The organism is Sphingobium sp. LSP13-1-1.1, assembly GCF_040676415.1.
In the GTDB taxonomy this organism is placed as follows: Bacteria; Pseudomonadota; Alphaproteobacteria; order Sphingomonadales; family Sphingomonadaceae; genus Sphingobium.
Map to the genome: position 1 here is coordinate 166,888 of NZ_JBEGHU010000023.1, position 15,800 is coordinate 182,687.

The window sequence follows — 15,800 nt, forward strand, 5'->3', positions numbered from 1 at the left end:
ACGGAGACGCTATGTGCCAGAGGTTGAACCGCCGATGAATTCCAAGGCATAGGACGGTCCCATGATAGGACAAGATGTTATCGCGCAATTCACGACCCTGTTGGGGGAAAAGCGTGTCGTGACCGATGCGGACGATATCGCCCCGTGGCTCAGCGACTGGCGCGGTCGCTATCATGGCGCAGCGGCCGCCATTCTTCAGCCTGAAACGACACGGCAGGTCGCGGCCGCCGTCCAGCTTGCCGCCAATCTTTCCGTGCCCCTTGTCCCGCAAGGCGGCAACACTTCCATGGTGGGCGGCGCCACGCCTCCGCCAGACGGTTCCGCCCTGGTCCTGTCGCTGCGCCGGATGAACCATATCCGCAGCCTGTCCCCGCAAGACAATCTGGCTGTCTGCGAAGCGGGCGTCATCCTCTCGAACCTCCACGATGCCGCCGCCGCGGCTGGTCGCCGCTTTCCCCTGAGCCTTGGGGCCAAGGGTTCGGCCACGATCGGCGGCCTCATTTCCACCAACGCCGGCGGCACGCAGGTGCTGCGCCACGGCACCATGCGCGCTCTGGTGGAAGGATTGGAGGCTGTCCTGCCTGACGGCAGCATCTTCCATGGCCTGGACGCGCTCAAGAAGGACAATCGCGGCTATGACATCAAGCAATTGCTGATCGGCGCCGAGGGGACCCTGGGGATCATCACTGCCGCTTCGCTGCGCCTCGTGCCCGCGATCGCCGCGCGCGCCGTAGCCTGGATCGGAGTCCCCTCGCCCACTGACGCACTGGCTCTGCTCCGGCTTTGCGAAGCGCATCTGGGCGACAGCGTCGAGGGGTTCGAGGTGATTGCCGACGACGGACTGGGCCATGTCCTCTCGCACATTCCCGGCACCCGTTGCCCGATCGCGACGCGCACGCCCTGGCATGTATTGATCGAGATAGACCATGGCGATCTGCGTGATCCCGGCCCAGCCGAACGATTGGAAGGCGCTCTGGCCACCGCGCTGGAACAGGGCATTGCCGTCGATGCAGCGATTGCCGCCAATGAAGCGCAGGCGGACGCCTTCTGGCGTATTCGCGAATCGCTATCGGAATCGGAACGGGCGCAGGGACCGGCACTTCAATATGACATCAGCGTCCCGGTCGCCCGCATGCCCGCCTTCATGGTGGATGCGGCGGCGGCGGCGGAAAGGGCTTTTCCGGGCACGACAGCTTCCTCCTTCGGGCATCTGGGCGATGGCAACATCCATTTCCACGTCCGCGCGCCAAGGGGCACGGCCGACGGGCCGGCCTGGATCGCGGCTCAGGGGCTGGCGATCAACGCTTTCGTCCACGACGCGGTCGTCGCCGCGGGCGGCTCCATATCCGCCGAGCACGGCATCGGCCAGATGAAGCGCGCGGAACTGGGCCGCCTTGCCAGTCCCGCGCGCCTGCACGCGCTACGGGCGATCAAGGCTGCTTTCGACCCGCAGGGCATCATGAACCCGGACAAGCTGATCCCTCGACCGGACGAAGGCTGAAGACGCCTCCGCCAGAGCACGGGGCATCGACAAAGCGATTGCCTCCCACGCTCAACGGCTTTATCCCACTCGGCCCAGTATCAAGCTCGCGGCGCAAGGAAATATGCGCCGCTTTTTGTTGGAAATGGACTAGCACATCATGGCAAGCGCGCCCGCGAACGGTCTTCCCGTCTTCTACAACGACCTCATTCCGCTGAGCAGCGTCGATCACGTCGCCTGGCGCAGCCGCACGGTCGATTCGGCGCCGTTCCTGACGACGCAGCATGCCATCCCGCTGACTGTCGACGAATTTGTCGCCGCCCAACGCTTCGTGCCAATCATTTTTTCCGCCGGTGACGAGTCGATTCCACTGGCGCTGATGGGCCTCAGCGAAGGCGTCAACACCTTCCTCGACGACGAAGGCAAGCTGCGCGGACCGGCCTATGTGCCCGCTTATGTCCGCCGCTATCCCTGGATGCTGGCCAAGCTGCGCCCCGACAGCGACGAACTCTCGCTCTGCTTCGATCCGACGAGCGACGCGCTGGGCACATTCGAGGAGGGCCAGCCCCTGTTCGAAGACGGCAAGCCCAGCGAACTCACACAGGGCGTGCTGAAATTCTGCGAGGATTTCGAGCAAGCTGCGGCGCGCACCGGTCAGTTCATTAAGGACCTCAAGGATCTCGACCTGCTAATGGACGGCGAAGTCGCCATTCAGGTGCCCGGCAATGAGCAGCCCTTCGTTTATCGCGGTTTTCGCATGGTAAACGAGGAAAAGCTGCGCGACATGCGGGGCGACCAGCTTCGCAAGATCAGTCAGAACGGTATGTTGCCGCTGATCTATGCGCACCTCTTTTCGCTTCAGCTCATGCGTGAACTGTTCGAGGCGCAGGTCGCGCAGGGGAAGGGCCCGATTGCCGTGCCCTCCGCGCCGGAAGCAGCGAACGCTTAAGCAAATTACGCATTTGTGACAGATATTTAAGGAAAAAGGTTGCACGGTGCCACTTGAAACACCGCGCGACTTTCTCTATTTACTGAACATACGGCGCACCTGCCCCCCTTTCGGGTGTGTCGTATGGGCGCCTCCCCCTTTGGAGGCGTCTCCTCCCTGAACCTTGGCCACCCCGTGCGAATCGCATGGGGTGGTTTTTTATGTGCCGCAATAAGTCGTGCGAGTTTCCCTTGACGGCGTCGGCACGCGATCCTAAACGCGGCACCTCACTCGCTGCCTGAGCGGCTTGTGGCCCCTTCGTCTAGCGGTCAGGACGCGGCCCTCTCACGGCTGAAACACGGGTTCGATTCCCGTAGGGGTCACCATATTCCCTTCTCGGAAGGTGCCATTGCGTCTCGTAAATGGCTGTTTATGCGGGTTTTCTGTGACATACTCCGATCATACGGAGTAGCTGGATATCACCGCATACCAATAATCCGATGGTACATTTGACGGTGTCCACCGCTCCTTGATGGGGAGACACCATCATAGCGCTTTCGGCGGTGCTATCAAAGCCGCCAAGGGGCGTGACAAGCTCACCGACGGCGACGGGTTGTTCCTCTATGTGACGCCCAAGGGTGGGCGCTACTGGCGGATGAACTACCGCTATCTCGGCAAGCAGAAGACCCTCGCCTTCGGCGTGTGGCCTGACACGGGGGCCCGCGATGCACGCGAACGACGCGACGCCGCCCGCAAGCTGCTGACGCGAGGCGAACGCCCGGCCGAGCGGGTCAAGCTGGACCGGATCGCGGCGACGGTGGCGGCGTCCAACAACTTCAAGGCGGTCGCTTACGAATGGCTGGCCCACGCCGAACGAGGCCATTCGGGGTGAACTGACCTCAGCCGAGTTGGCGGCGAAGCACGGCATTCACCACAGGATGATCGGGGCGTGGATACCCCCCGCCATGCGCATCCTTTAAGCCGTTCAGGGCGTGTTTGCGATCGCTTCGAACGCCTGGCCGAAAGAGACCGGATGTCCCGCGCCAGCCTATATTGATCGACGACGATATGGGGGAGATCGCGTGATGCTTGAATAACGTCTCGCGACGTGGCACAGGCGATCTACTCAGACAATTTCCGAGGGCGAGGATGAACATCATACCCTATTTCGGCCCTGCGGCCTTGGCGTTGACAGCGCTTCAAGCGGTGCCCGCCATGGCAGATACGCCCCGCAGCGGGCTTTCCGCGACCGGCCAGATTGCGGACTCCGTCGTTTCTGCCCAGCCGGGTTTTCGGTTCGTCCGACTGACGAACGGTGTGCAATATCAGCTCGACGGGACCGTGAAGACGGTCCTGTTCTATGCCCCCGACATTGTCCGCGTGAACGCCAGCCTGGGACATTCCTACTGGAACCAGCCCAGTCTCGTCGTGCTTGGCCCGCCCGCAACAACAGGATTTTCGATCAAGGAAACTGCCGCCGCGCTGACGATGAGCGGCGAAAAGCTGCGCGTGATGATCGACAAGAGCGATGGCGCCATCAGCTTCTTCGATGCCTCCGGCAAACTGCTGACGCGGGAAAAGGCCGGCGCGCCGCAGTCAGTGAGCCCCAGGACCATTTCCGGCGCACCGACCTATGAAGTGGAGAACCGCTTCACGCTGAAGCCCGATGAGGCGATTTACGGGTTCGGTTTCACCGACGATGAACAGGTCAACCGGCGGGGCAAGGACCTGCTGCTGGTCCAGACCAATATCGGCATCATCATTCCGGTCATGATGTCGACAGAAGGCTATGGCGTTTTGTGGGACACCTATTCGCAGATGCGCTTTTCCGACGGTGCCGACGGCGCGAAGCTGTGGGCCGAGGACGCGCCAGGCGGCGTCGATTATTATCTGATGGCGGGCGGCAACATGGATGCGGTGGTCGGCGCCTATCGCCGCCTGACCGGGAAGGCTCCGATGTATCCCAAGCAGGCTTTCGGCCTGTTCATGTCGAAGGAACGCTATCCCACCCAGGACCGGCTGATCGAAGTGGCGCGCAACTTTCGACGCGAGGGGTTCCCGCTCGACTACATCGTCCAGGACTGGCAATATTGGGGCAGTGACAAGGATGGCAGCTGGTCGGGCATGATCTGGGATCGCGAGCGCTATCCCGATCCGCAGGCGATGACCAAGACGTTGCACGACCTCAACCTGAAGCTGATGATCTCCATCTGGCCATCGGTGGGCAACGACACCGCCCTGGCCCATGAACTCGACCAGTCGGGCCTGCGCTTCGCCCCGCTGCACTGGATATCCAAGAAGGCGCGGGTCTACGACGCCTACAGCGCCAAGGGCCGCGAGATCTATTTCAAATATGTGAAGTCGGGTCTGCTCGACAAGGGCGTGGATGCGCTGTGGATGGACGGCACCGAGGTCGAGGTGACATCGGCGATGTGGGATCCCCAGGAGAATGTGCGGGATATCAAGGCACTTGGCCGCAACGCGATGGGAGATTTTTCGCGCTACCTGAACCCCTACACATTGCTGACCACCGAGGGGGTGTATGACGGCCAGCGCGCGACGAGCAACAAGCGCGTGCTTACGCTGACCCGGTCCGCCTGGGCAGGCGCGCAACGGACGGGCGCCTCATCCTGGTCGGGCGACACGATCGCGAGCTGGGCAACGTTCAGGAAGCAGATCGCGGGCGGCGTCAACGTGACGGTTACCGGCAACCCTTACTGGACGCAGGATACCGGCGGCTTCTTCGTGGACGACTTTCCCGGTGGGGAGAATAATCCGGCCTATCGCGAACTGTTCGCCCGATGGTTCCAATATGCGGCGTTCAATCCGCTGATGCGGGTCCACGGCACCAGCATCGAGCGCGAGCCCTATATCTTCAAGGACAAGGATCCGGCGATGTATCAGTCGCTGCTGAACGCCGTCCATCTGCGCTATCGACTGCTGCCCTACATCTACAGCCTGAGCGCGAAGGTCACCTCCGACGGCTATACCCTGATGCGTCCGCTCCAGATGGATTTCGCCGCGGACAAGGCCACCTACGACATCAACGACAGTTTCATGTTCGGCTCGTCGATGCTTGTCCATCCGGTCAGCCGGCCAATGTACAATCTGGTGCAACCGCCAGCTGAAACCGTGCCGGCCACTGTCCTGCGCACGGCCGATGGCCGGCCGGGCCTTTCGGTGCAATATTTCCAGGGCCGCGATCTTGCCACGCCGGCGGGACCGAAGCTGGTCGACACGAAGATGGATTATAACTGGCCGGGACCGCCGCTGGCGGACATGCCGGCCGGGCTGAAATCGCTCAACGACTTTTCGGCGCGCTGGGAGGGGGAACTGATCGCCCCCGAAGAGGGCGAATATGAAATCGGCGTGGCGGGCGACGATGGCTACCGCCTGTTCCTGGACGGCGAGAAGGTCGTCGAGGACTGGAAGGAATCGGGCGCCCGCTATGCCTCGACCAGGCGCACGCTGCACAAGGGGCAACGGGTGGCGGTGCGGATCGAATATTACCAGGCCGGCGGCGGCCGGAGCCTGCGCTTCGGCTGGCGCACGCCGACCGAGCTCAAGGCGCTTGCTGCGGCCACGCCGTCGCACGACCTGAAGATGACGACCTACCTGCCCCAGGGCGGGGATTGGTATGATTTCTGGAACAACCAGCGCCTGCAAGGCGGGCGGACCGTTGAACGCGACGCGTCGCTGGACATTCTGCCGCTCTACGTCAGGGCCGGTTCGATCATCCCCATGGGCCCGGTCGTGCAATATGCCACGGAGAAACCCGACGCACCGCTGGAAATCCGGGTCTATCCCGGCGCCGACGGCACGTTCACGATATACGAAGACGACAACCAGACCTACGCCTATGAACGCGGCCAGTCCGCGCGCTATAAGCTGCGGTGGGACGATGCCCGACGCACGCTGTCGATCGGTGCGCGGCAGGGCAGCTTCCCGGGCATGGTCCGGCAGCGCCAGCTGAACGTCGTGGTCATCGACAACGGGCATGGCGGCGGCATCACCGCCGCTCCGGCAACGCGCTCGATCAGCTATGACGGCCGCGCCACGGTGCTGCGCTTCGACAACTGACAACTGATCCGTGTTTCAACGGGATGAATGGACATGACCCTCAAGAAGCTGATGGCGACCTTCGGCGGGCTGGCGCTCGCCGCGAGCCCGGCCCTGGCGCAGAAGTTTCCTGATCTGGCCCCTACGCCACCGATGGGATGGAACAGTTGGAACCACCATGGCTGCAACATCGATGAAACCCTGATCCGCAGGACCGCCGACGCCATGGTCGCCAACGGAATGCGCGATGCCGGCTATGTCTATGTGAACATCGACGATTGCTGGCAAGGTGAACGGGACAGGGACGGCTTCATCCAGGCCGATCCTGTGCGTTTCCCCTCCGGCATGAAGGCTCTGGCGGATTATGTCCACGCCCGCGGCCTGAAGTTCGGCCTTTATTCCGACGCCGGAGCGAAGACCTGCGGCGGCCGCCCCGGCAGTCAGGGGCATGAATATCAGGACGCTCTGCAATATGCCCGCTGGGGGGTCGATTATCTGAAATATGACTGGTGCAACACCGGTGCCGGTCCTGATCAGCGCAACCCGCGCGAGGCCTATGCCACGATGCGCGATGCCCTGTACCGCGCCGGTCGCCCGGTGGTTTTCTCGATCTGCGAATGGGGCGACAACAAGCCGTGGGAATGGGCGCAGAATGTCGGCCACCTTTGGCGCACCACCGGCGACATCACCAATTGCTGGTCGTGCCAGGTCAGTCATGGCAGTTGGAGCAGCCTTGGCGTGCTCGAGATTCTCGACAAGCAGGCGGCACTGCGCAAGGCCGCTGGCCCCGGACACTGGAACGACCCCGACATGATGGAGGTCGGCAATCTTCCCAGCCTGCCGGAAAACCGATCGCATTTCGCGCTGTGGGCGATGCTGGCAGCGCCCCTGATCGCAGGAACCGATATTGTCGGGATGAAGCCCGAGATCGCCAAGATCCTGACCAATCCGCGCATCGTCGCCATCGATCAGGACGCGCTGGGCATTCAGGGCTTCCCCTGGTTCAAGACGCCGGAAGTTGAAATCTGGGCCCGCCCGCTTTCGGGCGATCGTTGGGCGGTGGCCATTCTCAATCGCACGTCTACGGCGCGTAGCCATGCCATCGACTGGAAGGCGGAACCATTGGCCGACGACCATTCGCAGCGTTCGGCCAATCTTGGCGGACGGACGATGCGGATCTTCGATGCCTGGACCGGCGCGGTGCGCGGCGACACTGCGGCTGAACTGAAAGTCACATTGGCGCCGCGTGACACTGCGATATTCATTCTCGAACCGTCCAGCTAGCTCCAAGGACGGCGCTGGACAGGATCTTGCCTATTCTTCCTCAGCGGGCGGCATATTCCATGACCGTCATGAGCGGCGCGACCCATATGGTTTTCGAATTTGCCTTCAGATAGGCGAGGAGCTGCGCATGCGCTTCGGCGTTCACCTTGAGATAATCGCCGCCCACACCGTGAAATCCGATTATCAGCAGCCCCCCTGTGCGCTCGGCCTGGTGGACCGCGGCGATCATGTCGGTGCCGCTGGCCTTTTCATCGAACCAGATGCACGGCAGGTCCATCGGGTCCAGTTCCCTTTTGTCCGACGACCCAGCGCTGCGGGTATAGCGGACGAGGCCGCTGGCACGAAGCGCGGGAAGATAGTCCACGCCCCCCGCCAGATGTTGTCCGCAGGGCGTTGCCAGGCCGTGCCGGAGCTTTCCGTCGATCGCCGTCAGCATGCTGTTCATCGTGCGGATTTCGGCGATCATCATTTCCACGTCATAGGAGTCGCTGGTGTCGAGCCTGCGCGCGGGGGGATAGCTGGCCTGCGGACAGGCATGGCGAACCGTATGGTTGCCAAGCTCGTGCCCTTCGGCAGCGGCAGCCCGCCATCGTTCGACCTGCTCCGGACGGATCTGGCTGCCGATCAGAAAGAATGTGCCCTTCAGAGCCACCGCATCCAGCGCGGGCAAGGCGATTTCAAGTTGCGAGGCAAGCGAGTCGTCGTAGGTCAGGACCACGGCGGTCTTCCTGCCGCCGGGCCAGGGGCCGGCGTCAACCTGCGCCTGAGCCTGCGCAGCGAAAAGGCACGCGCCTGCCAGAAACGACCCGACCCGCAAAAGAGCCTGTCCTGTCCGCATTGAAATCCTCCCAACAGATCACTCTCGGCGATAACGAACCTTGTCCGGCCCCAGCGCTGCGGAGCGCGTTGACCGCTACGGCGCTTACCTTATACTCATACAAAATTGAACAGCCAGGGAGGAATTATGACCGACACCATCGCCATGACCAATGCCCGAAAGATCGACGCGTGAAGCTGGGCCGCCGTACATTCATGGGCGCCGGCGCTGCCCTTGCAATGGCCCCGACCCTTGCACAGGCCGCCAAGTCCCGCACGTCCGAAGCGGTGAAACTCTGGCCCGACCTGCCCCCCGGTTACAACCCCGCAATGCCCATCGAGCACCGGATCGACGATCAGGCGCGTAATCCAGCCAAACCCGATCGCTGGATACGCGGCATCGCCCGACCGACCATAGAGATATGGCGTCCATCCCGGCCAAATGGCGCCGCGGTGCTGCTGGTGCCGGGCGGCTCATATGCTTTCCTGTCCTATGACAATGAAGGCGTCAGCCAGGCGGAATGGCTCAACGCCCTGGGCGTTACCGCTTTCATCCTCTCCTACCGCCTTCCGGGCGAAGGCTGGCATGATCGGGGCCTGGTGCCTTTGCAGGATGCGCAGCGCGCCATGCGCATCATCCGCCACAATGCAAGCCGCTTCGGTATTGATCCAGGCCGCGTCGGCGTGCTGGGTTTTTCCGCCGGCGGTCACCTTGCAGGCTCGCTGGCGACCCGGTTCGACGAGGCCATCTATGCCCCCGTCGATGCCGCCGACAGGTTGCCGGCGCGACCAGATGTGGCCGGACTGATCTATCCCGTCATCAACCTCGATTCCGATTTCACCCACGCCGGCTCGCGCGACAACCTTTTGGGCGCGGGGGCGTCCCCCGCAGCTTTGGCCGCGGCCTCCGTCAACCGGCGCGTGACAGCCGATACGCCGCCCGTTTTCCTGCTCAGCACGATCGACGACGACGCCGTTCCCTCGGCGAACAGTCTGGCCATGTATGACGCGATGCGGGCCGCCAGGCGGCCCGTGACGCTACATGTCTTCGAAGCAGGTGGGCATGGTTTCGGCATCCGCCTGCCCCCCTCCCAGCCAGCCTCCATCTGGCCCAAGCTGTTCACGGCTTTTGCCGCCAGCCACGGCCTGATCCCAGCATCTTCGACATAACCCTGCCCGGAAAAGGCAGGCCAGCCCACAATCGACAAGGGAACTATCGCCCGATGGAACGTCGTGAATTTCTGGCCTCGATCGGCTGCGTGGCTGCCTCGGCCCCGCTCGCGAAGGCCGGTGCGCGGATCCCCGCCGAGCCGGCCGGTCTCCAACTGCCGATGCCGCCCCCGCGCGCCACGATGTCCCTGCCCCCTGAGCCGGAAGAACCCGGACGCCTGCTGCTGGACCGGGCCTGGCAGTTTCACCAGAGCGATATCCCCTTTCCCGCGATAAAAGGCCATGGCTGGAGCTATGCCAATGCCAAGGCGGGTCAGGCTCAGGGCGCCGCAGCGGTCAATTTCGACGATTCGGACTGGCCGCTTGTCAACCTGCCACACGACTGGGCCGTCGACATGCCGTTCGACCGCGATGCCAACCCCTCGCAAGGCTATCGCCAGCGCGGCTATGCCTGGTACCGGCGGGCGGTGCGGCTCGACCCGGCGGATCGCGGCAAATATCTTGAACTGCAATTTGGCGCAATCGCGACAAATGCCACGATCTGGATCAACGGATCGGTCGCAGCCCACAATTGGAGCGGGTATAATTCCATCTATATCGACCTGACCCCGACCGCGCGTTTCGGCGATGATCTCAATATCATCGCGATCCGGGTCGACGCGGAAAAGATGGAAGGCTGGTGGTATGAAGGGGCGGGCCTTTACCGCCACGCCTGGCTTGCCACGCGACCGCCGGTCCATATCCGGACCGACGGCGTCCATGCCGATCCCCGGCGCGGCATCGATGGCCGATGGACCGTGCCAGTCACCGCTTCGCTGGCCAGCATTCTCAAGACCGAGGCCATGGCGACGCTTAACGCGGTGCTGAGCGATGCCGAGGGTCGCACCGTCGCCAAGGGCACGGTCGAAGCCAAGGTCCCTCCGCTAGGCAGCGCCCAGGCGAAACTCGAACTGGCGGTCCCCTCCCCTCGCCTCTGGTCCGTCGATGATCCCAATCTCTACACCCTGCGGCTTTCCCTTGCGGGTCCGACGGATGCGGAGGACCAGCGCGTGCTGCGGATCGGATTCCGCACCTTCCGTTTCGATGCCGACAAGGGCTTCTTCCTGAATGACCAGCCGTTCAAGATCAAGGGAAGCTGCAATCACCAGGACCATGCCGGGGTCGGGGTCGCGATGCCCGATGCGCTGTGGGAATGGAGGATCCGCAGGCTGAAGGACATGGGTTCCAATGCGATCCGTTGTTCGCACAATGCACCGCCGGTCGAACTGCTCGACGCCTGCGACCGGCTTGGCATGCTGGTCATGAACGAGAACCGCAATTTCAACACCAGCCCGGACTATATCGAACAGTTGCGATGGCTGGTGCGACGCGATCGCAACCGGCCCAGCGTGATCATGTGGTCGGTGTTCAACGAAGAGCCGATGCAGGGCAGCGAGGCCGGATATGAAATGGTCCGCCGGATGGCCAGCGAGGTCAAGGCGCTCGACCCCAGCCGTCCGGTTACCGCGGCCATGAACGCCGGCCTGTTCACACCGCATAATGTCAGCCAAGCGGTCGACGTGGTGGGCTTCAATTACCAGCCCGGCCTGTATGACCGTTTCCATGCGGCGCATCCGGACCTACCGATCACCAGCTCGGAAGACACCAGCGCCTTCATGACGCGCGGCGCCTTCCAGAATAATCCTGACCATCATGTCTTCGCATCCTATGACGATGAGCGTTCCAGCTGGGGCAATACGCATCGCGAGGCATGGAAGGCGGTCGCGACGAGGCCGTTCGTGGCGGGAGCTTTCGTCTGGACCGGCTTCGATTATCGGGGCGAGCCCACCCCCTATGAATGGCCTTCAGCGTCCTCTTTTTTCGGGATCATGGATCTGTGCGGCTTTCCCAAGACCGCATATTGGCTGCACAGGGCCCAATGGGTCGACGACCGGCCGCTGCTCGACCTTGCCCCCCACTGGAACTGGGCCGGGCGCGAAGGCGAGCCGATCACAGTAATGGCCATGACCAATGTCGAACGCGTCGCCCTGTTCCTCAATGCGCGGCCGCTCGGCGAAAAGGTGGTCGATCGCTTCGAAATGCCGCGCTGGCAGGTTCCCTGGGCGCCAGGCCGCCTTGAAGCGGTGGGCTATCGCGGCGGAAGGCGGGTAGCCCACGCCCTTGTCGAGACCACCGGCGCACCCGTTGCCCTGCGCCTTACGCCGGACCGAACCGTCATGTCGGGCGACGGCGAGGATGCGCAGCCGATCACCGTCGATGCGGTCGATGCCCGCGGCCGCCATGTTCCGACGGCGCAACTTCCTGTCCAATTCGCGATCTCGGGCGGCGCGATCATCGGTCTGGGCAATGGCGATCCGAACAGCCACGAGCCCGAAAAGGGTGATAACCGCAAGCTGTTCAACGGGCTTGCACAGGTCATCGTGCGCGCCGATTCCGGAGCGGGCCCGCTTCGCCTGACTGCCCAGGCGGAGGACCTCAGAACCGGACAGGTGAGCATCGCGCGCGTCGCAACCACCCCGCGCGCACAAGTTGCCCCAACCCCTTCGGTGCAGACGCTTGAAGGCTGGCGGCAATCCCCGGCATCCTCGGACAAGCCGGATCCGATGCGGAAACCGATAGATTCCGACATGAACAGCTGGCTATGGCTCGGCACGGGCCAGATCGAAGCAGCGCAGGGCGAAGGCAACTGGATCTCGCTGCGCGCCACCTTCGTCCCCCGACGCCGCGTACAGGCCAATGGCGGAATATTGCGCTTCGGCGGGATCGTCGGGCGTGCGGAGATCTGGCTGGACGGGCGCAAGGTCGCGGAGAAGCTTGGCTTCGTGGAGGCTCCGCTGGACGTGACAGTGCCCGCCGGCAGCGAGGAACATGTCGTCACGCTGCTGGTGGAAAGTCGACCGGGTCTGATCGGTGGCCTGTCGCAACCGGCGACAGTTGGCGCGCGATGAGGCCGCCTGCGCGATGGCGGACTTGGAATATGTTCAAATTTGCCGTTTACGGTCAACGGCTCCGATAATGCGGCATCAGAAGACCAGAGCATTTCCACTCATAGTGGAAATGCTCCAGGCCGATGGTCGGCGCTCGCCCCCGCTGGACGAACGCCGACCGCCGTGCATGGGCGAGTTCAGTCGATCGCGACCACCGCAACAGCCTTTGCAGGCAGATCGAAGACAAGTTTGCCGTTCACCATGCGCCCGGAATAGGCGACCGGCTTTACGGTTTCAGGCTTGTCGAAGCTGTTGTGCGAATCCATTGCCGCGCCCTTCAACACCCGGCCCTGCCCCTTGCCGGTGAGATTGGTGGTGACCCGTGCCGACTTGTTGGGATCGAGATTGACCAGCGCCAGCCACATCTTGCCGTTTGCATCCTTCGCCGCGGAAGCGTCGACCATCGGCAGATCGACATTACCCAGCACATAATGGGGGCCGCTTACCGTCGCAGGGAACGGTGTCGCTCCCTGGAATGGAAGATAAAGGTCGAACAGATGATAGGTCGGCGTCAGGGTCATCCGGCCCTTGTCTGTCAGGATCATCGCCTGCAACACGTTCACCATCTGGGCGATATTGGCCATCTTCACACGTTCGGTATGACGATGGAAGATGTTGAGCGTCAGCGCCGCCACCTCAGCATCGCGAATCGTGTTCTGCTGGTAGAGGAAGCCCGGCGTCGATCCCGGCTCCTGATCGTACCAGGTGCCCCACTCGTCAACCACCAGGGCAACGCGCTTCTTCGGATCATGCTTGTCCATGATGGCTTCGTGCTTCGCAATCATGCCATCCAGAGCCATGGCGTTGCGCAAGGTCACGGCCCATTCCCGTTCGGTAAAGCCGGTCGCCTGACCCTTCTTCGCCCAGTCTCCCGGGATCGTATAATAATGGAGGCCGATCCCATCGAAGATCTTGCCGGCCCGTTCCATCATGACATCGGTCCAGTTGAAATCATCAGCGCTACCGCCACTCGCCACGCGGAAGGTTCCGGGTGCGTGAAGGCGCGCATAGGAACCGAACTGGCGGCTCAGGTCTGCGGCAAATTCGGCACGCATTTCCCCTCCGCAGCCCCAGCTTTCATTGCCGACGCCGATATACTTCACTGTCCAGGGCTTGTCCCGGCCATTGGCGCGGCGCTCCCTGGCAAGAGTGGAGGTTCCGCCGGCGGTCATATATTCCATCCACTGCGCGGTGTCGCGCGGCGTGGCAGAACCCATGTTCGCGGCAACATAGGCATCCGCGCCGATCAATTCGGAAAAGTTCATGAACTCGTGCGTGCCGAACGTATTGCTCTCCGGCACACCGCCCCAAAACTTGTTCATCCGCTCAGGCCGCTGCGCGGTCGGCCCGATGCCGTCGCGCCAGTCATAATCATCCGCAAAGCAACCGCCGGGCCAACGGATCACGGGCACCTTGATCCTGCGCAGGGCGTCAACCACATCCTTGCGGTAACCGTTGATATTGGGAATGCTCGAGTCAGGGCCGACCCAGATGCCTTCATAGATCCCCCGGCCCAGATGCTCTGCAAACTGACCGTAAACCGCGCGCTCGATCTTCGGTCCGGCTTTGGTCGTATCCACCGACACGTTAACCGCAACCTGTGCGCCGACGCCCGAGGCAACCATCAAGGCAGCGGCCCCCATCGTCACGCGATGCAACCACTTCATTCCCATTCTCCCATCGTCCATTTTCTTGCATGGCGGCAGGCTGCGGCCTTCGGGGAAGCAGAGGCCATCGCCGCGACGCTCCGCAGCAGCCATGAACCAGATTATGCAGCCGAGCTGGCTGGAACGAAATCCGGCTTCCCCCCACAGGTTGACAGCGTCACTCGCCCATCATTTGAAGGATTAAGTCAGACAAGTCAATCTGACTGCGATGATGTCGCAAAAGGGCATGGCTTTGCTGCCGGCTGACAGCAAATTTCCAACGCCGGTTCCGGCCGCGTAGTGACTTATCGGGTTTGGGTCGCTACTGGCTTGGTATCCAGCAGGGCCAGATGAACCAGATCAGCCATGGCCTTACGTGCAGCGTCCGGATCACCGGCCTTGACGCATTCGAAAACCCGGCGGTGATCGGGAATGGCATCGCGGCGCAGCGGCGCCACTCGATGCTTGAAAACCGTCGTCCAGGCAACGGCCGCGCTGACTCCGCCAGTAAGCGTCATGATGAACGGATTTCCGGTGGCCTCGAGCAAGGCAGAATGGAAATCCTTGTCCGCCTCACGACCCGCCTCCGTTCCAAGAGTGTGCTTGGCCATGTTGTTGATCGCCGTCTCCATCCGAGCGACCTGTTCGCTGTTCCGCCGTATGGCGGCCAAGGCTGCAGCCTCAGGTTCGACAAAGCGGCGCAGTTCGAAAAGGCTCTCAAGCAAGAAATCGCTCGGTTCGAACTCGAACATCCATTGCAGCACATCGGGGTCCAGCAAGTGCCATTTGTCGTGCGCACAGACCTTGGTTCCGGTCTTCGGGCGCGATTCGACCAGGCCCTTAGCCGACAGGATCCGCAGTGATTCGCGATAGGCCGTCCGCGAAATCTTCAATCGCTCGCTGGCATCGACTTCGCCGAGCAACAATTCTCCCGGCTTATAGCGGCCCGATACAATAGCGATGCCGATGTCGCGCGCGATCGTACCATGTATGCGTAATCTCTTGCCGTCATTGACGGCATCCTTCCGGGCGGCGATTTTTTTCATTAATTACCTTTCCACCGCACAGAACACAACGTCCACAGAAGCCCTGCTGACCAGCCGGTTACGCGCTTTCACCCAATAATGGAATAACTCTTAGAACATTCGCTATTCTATGCAAGGGATCGACAGAATCCCCCTTCAATCAGACAATTATGATTCGTCTGATGAAAATGAATTTTTATATGTGATAGACCGGTTAGATATGCGATCCACTGGCCCCATGATTGCGCGGTCGAACGGGTCATGCGGCCAGAATAGCCCGACTGCCTTAAAGGCCGTAAGAAAAATTCACGATTGCCTGAATTTTATGTCTGACATATCCACGGACAGATGGATTGCGACGGAGCCGCTGGTGCGGCGCGCAGCAAATCCATCCCGATAAGAATG

At 62.2% G+C, this 15,800-nt stretch carries 10 protein-coding genes and 1 tRNA gene; 8 read left to right on the forward strand and 3 right to left on the reverse strand.

Annotation, left to right across the window (positions count from 1 at the left end):
• The first annotated feature begins 61 nt into the window (after positions 1 to 61).
• The 6 genes from MRBLSP13_RS12805 to MRBLSP13_RS12830 all read left to right on the forward strand — a co-directional run bounded on the left by MRBLSP13_RS12805 (position 62) and on the right by MRBLSP13_RS12830 (position 7,751).
• Positions 62 to 1,501: an FAD-binding oxidoreductase gene (locus MRBLSP13_RS12805; protein WP_363754791.1), complete on the forward strand. Its 1,440-nt coding sequence runs from the start codon at positions 62 to 64 to the stop codon at positions 1,499 to 1,501.
• A gap of 139 nt (positions 1,502 to 1,640) precedes the next feature.
• Positions 1,641 to 2,429, forward strand: a complete 789-nt coding sequence (locus tag MRBLSP13_RS12810) for a SapC family protein (RefSeq protein WP_363754793.1) — start codon at positions 1,641 to 1,643, stop codon at positions 2,427 to 2,429.
• A gap of 290 nt (positions 2,430 to 2,719) precedes the next feature.
• Positions 2,720 to 2,794: transfer RNA gene (locus MRBLSP13_RS12815), tRNA-Glu, on the forward strand.
• 146 nt (positions 2,795 to 2,940) lie between these two features.
• Complete coding sequence (locus tag MRBLSP13_RS12820; protein ID WP_363735366.1) at positions 2,941 to 3,300, forward strand: Arm DNA-binding domain-containing protein; 360 nt, start codon at positions 2,941 to 2,943, stop codon at positions 3,298 to 3,300.
• A gap of 323 nt (positions 3,301 to 3,623) precedes the next feature.
• Positions 3,624 to 6,488, forward strand: a complete 2,865-nt coding sequence (locus MRBLSP13_RS12825; RefSeq protein WP_363754795.1) for a TIM-barrel domain-containing protein — start codon at positions 3,624 to 3,626, stop codon at positions 6,486 to 6,488.
• 33 nt (positions 6,489 to 6,521) lie between these two features.
• Complete coding sequence (locus tag MRBLSP13_RS12830) at positions 6,522 to 7,751, forward strand: glycoside hydrolase family 27 protein (protein ID WP_363754797.1); 1,230 nt, start codon at positions 6,522 to 6,524, stop codon at positions 7,749 to 7,751.
• Between the two features lie 40 nt (positions 7,752 to 7,791).
• Here MRBLSP13_RS12830 and MRBLSP13_RS12835 read toward each other — a convergent pair whose 3' ends face one another.
• Positions 7,792 to 8,589 carry a polysaccharide deacetylase family protein gene (locus tag MRBLSP13_RS12835; RefSeq protein WP_363754799.1) on the reverse strand — a complete coding sequence of 266 codons (798 nt, stop codon included), beginning with the start codon at positions 8,587 to 8,589 and terminating at the stop codon, positions 7,792 to 7,794.
• A 194-nt stretch (positions 8,590 to 8,783) separates the two neighbouring features.
• Between MRBLSP13_RS12835 and MRBLSP13_RS12840 the strand changes: the two genes are divergently transcribed.
• Positions 8,784 to 9,737 (forward strand): alpha/beta hydrolase, encoded by a 954-nt coding sequence (locus tag MRBLSP13_RS12840; RefSeq protein WP_363755250.1) that lies wholly within the window; start codon positions 8,784 to 8,786, stop codon positions 9,735 to 9,737.
• Between the two features lie 53 nt (positions 9,738 to 9,790).
• Positions 9,791 to 12,685, forward strand: coding sequence for a beta-galactosidase GalA (galA, locus tag MRBLSP13_RS12845; RefSeq protein WP_363754801.1), 2,895 nt, complete (start codon positions 9,791 to 9,793; stop codon positions 12,683 to 12,685).
• A 176-nt stretch (positions 12,686 to 12,861) separates the two neighbouring features.
• Here galA and MRBLSP13_RS12850 read toward each other — a convergent pair whose 3' ends face one another.
• Together MRBLSP13_RS12850 and MRBLSP13_RS12855 are read right to left on the reverse strand one after the other, a co-directional pair.
• Positions 12,862 to 14,391: an alpha-N-arabinofuranosidase gene (locus tag MRBLSP13_RS12850; RefSeq protein WP_363734599.1), complete on the reverse strand. Its 1,530-nt coding sequence runs from the start codon at positions 14,389 to 14,391 to the stop codon at positions 12,862 to 12,864.
• A gap of 284 nt (positions 14,392 to 14,675) precedes the next feature.
• Positions 14,676 to 15,416, reverse strand: a complete 741-nt coding sequence (locus tag MRBLSP13_RS12855; RefSeq protein WP_363734598.1) for a FadR/GntR family transcriptional regulator — start codon at positions 15,414 to 15,416, stop codon at positions 14,676 to 14,678.
• Positions 15,417 to 15,800: the final 384 nt, after the last annotated feature.

Excerpts from the sequence above, each read along its gene's own strand:
- MRBLSP13_RS12805 (WP_363754791.1), top strand. The coding sequence starts at position 62 with ATGATAGGACAAGATGTTATCGCGCAATTCACGACCCTGTTGGGGGAA.
- MRBLSP13_RS12810 (WP_363754793.1), top strand. The coding sequence starts at position 1,641 with ATGGCAAGCGCGCCCGCGAACGGTCTTCCCGTCTTCTACAACGACCTC.
- MRBLSP13_RS12820 (WP_363735366.1), top strand. The coding sequence starts at position 2,941 with ATGGGGAGACACCATCATAGCGCTTTCGGCGGTGCTATCAAAGCCGCC.
- MRBLSP13_RS12825 (WP_363754795.1), top strand. The coding sequence starts at position 3,624 with ATGGCAGATACGCCCCGCAGCGGGCTTTCCGCGACCGGCCAGATTGCG.
- MRBLSP13_RS12830 (WP_363754797.1), top strand. The coding sequence starts at position 6,522 with ATGACCCTCAAGAAGCTGATGGCGACCTTCGGCGGGCTGGCGCTCGCC.
- MRBLSP13_RS12835 (WP_363754799.1), bottom strand. The coding sequence starts at position 8,589 with ATGCGGACAGGACAGGCTCTTTTGCGGGTCGGGTCGTTTCTGGCAGGC.
- MRBLSP13_RS12840 (WP_363755250.1), top strand. The coding sequence starts at position 8,784 with ATGGGCGCCGGCGCTGCCCTTGCAATGGCCCCGACCCTTGCACAGGCC.
- galA (WP_363754801.1), top strand. The coding sequence starts at position 9,791 with ATGGAACGTCGTGAATTTCTGGCCTCGATCGGCTGCGTGGCTGCCTCG.
- MRBLSP13_RS12850 (WP_363734599.1), bottom strand. The coding sequence starts at position 14,391 with ATGAAGTGGTTGCATCGCGTGACGATGGGGGCCGCTGCCTTGATGGTT.
- MRBLSP13_RS12855 (WP_363734598.1), bottom strand. The coding sequence starts at position 15,416 with ATGAAAAAAATCGCCGCCCGGAAGGATGCCGTCAATGACGGCAAGAGA.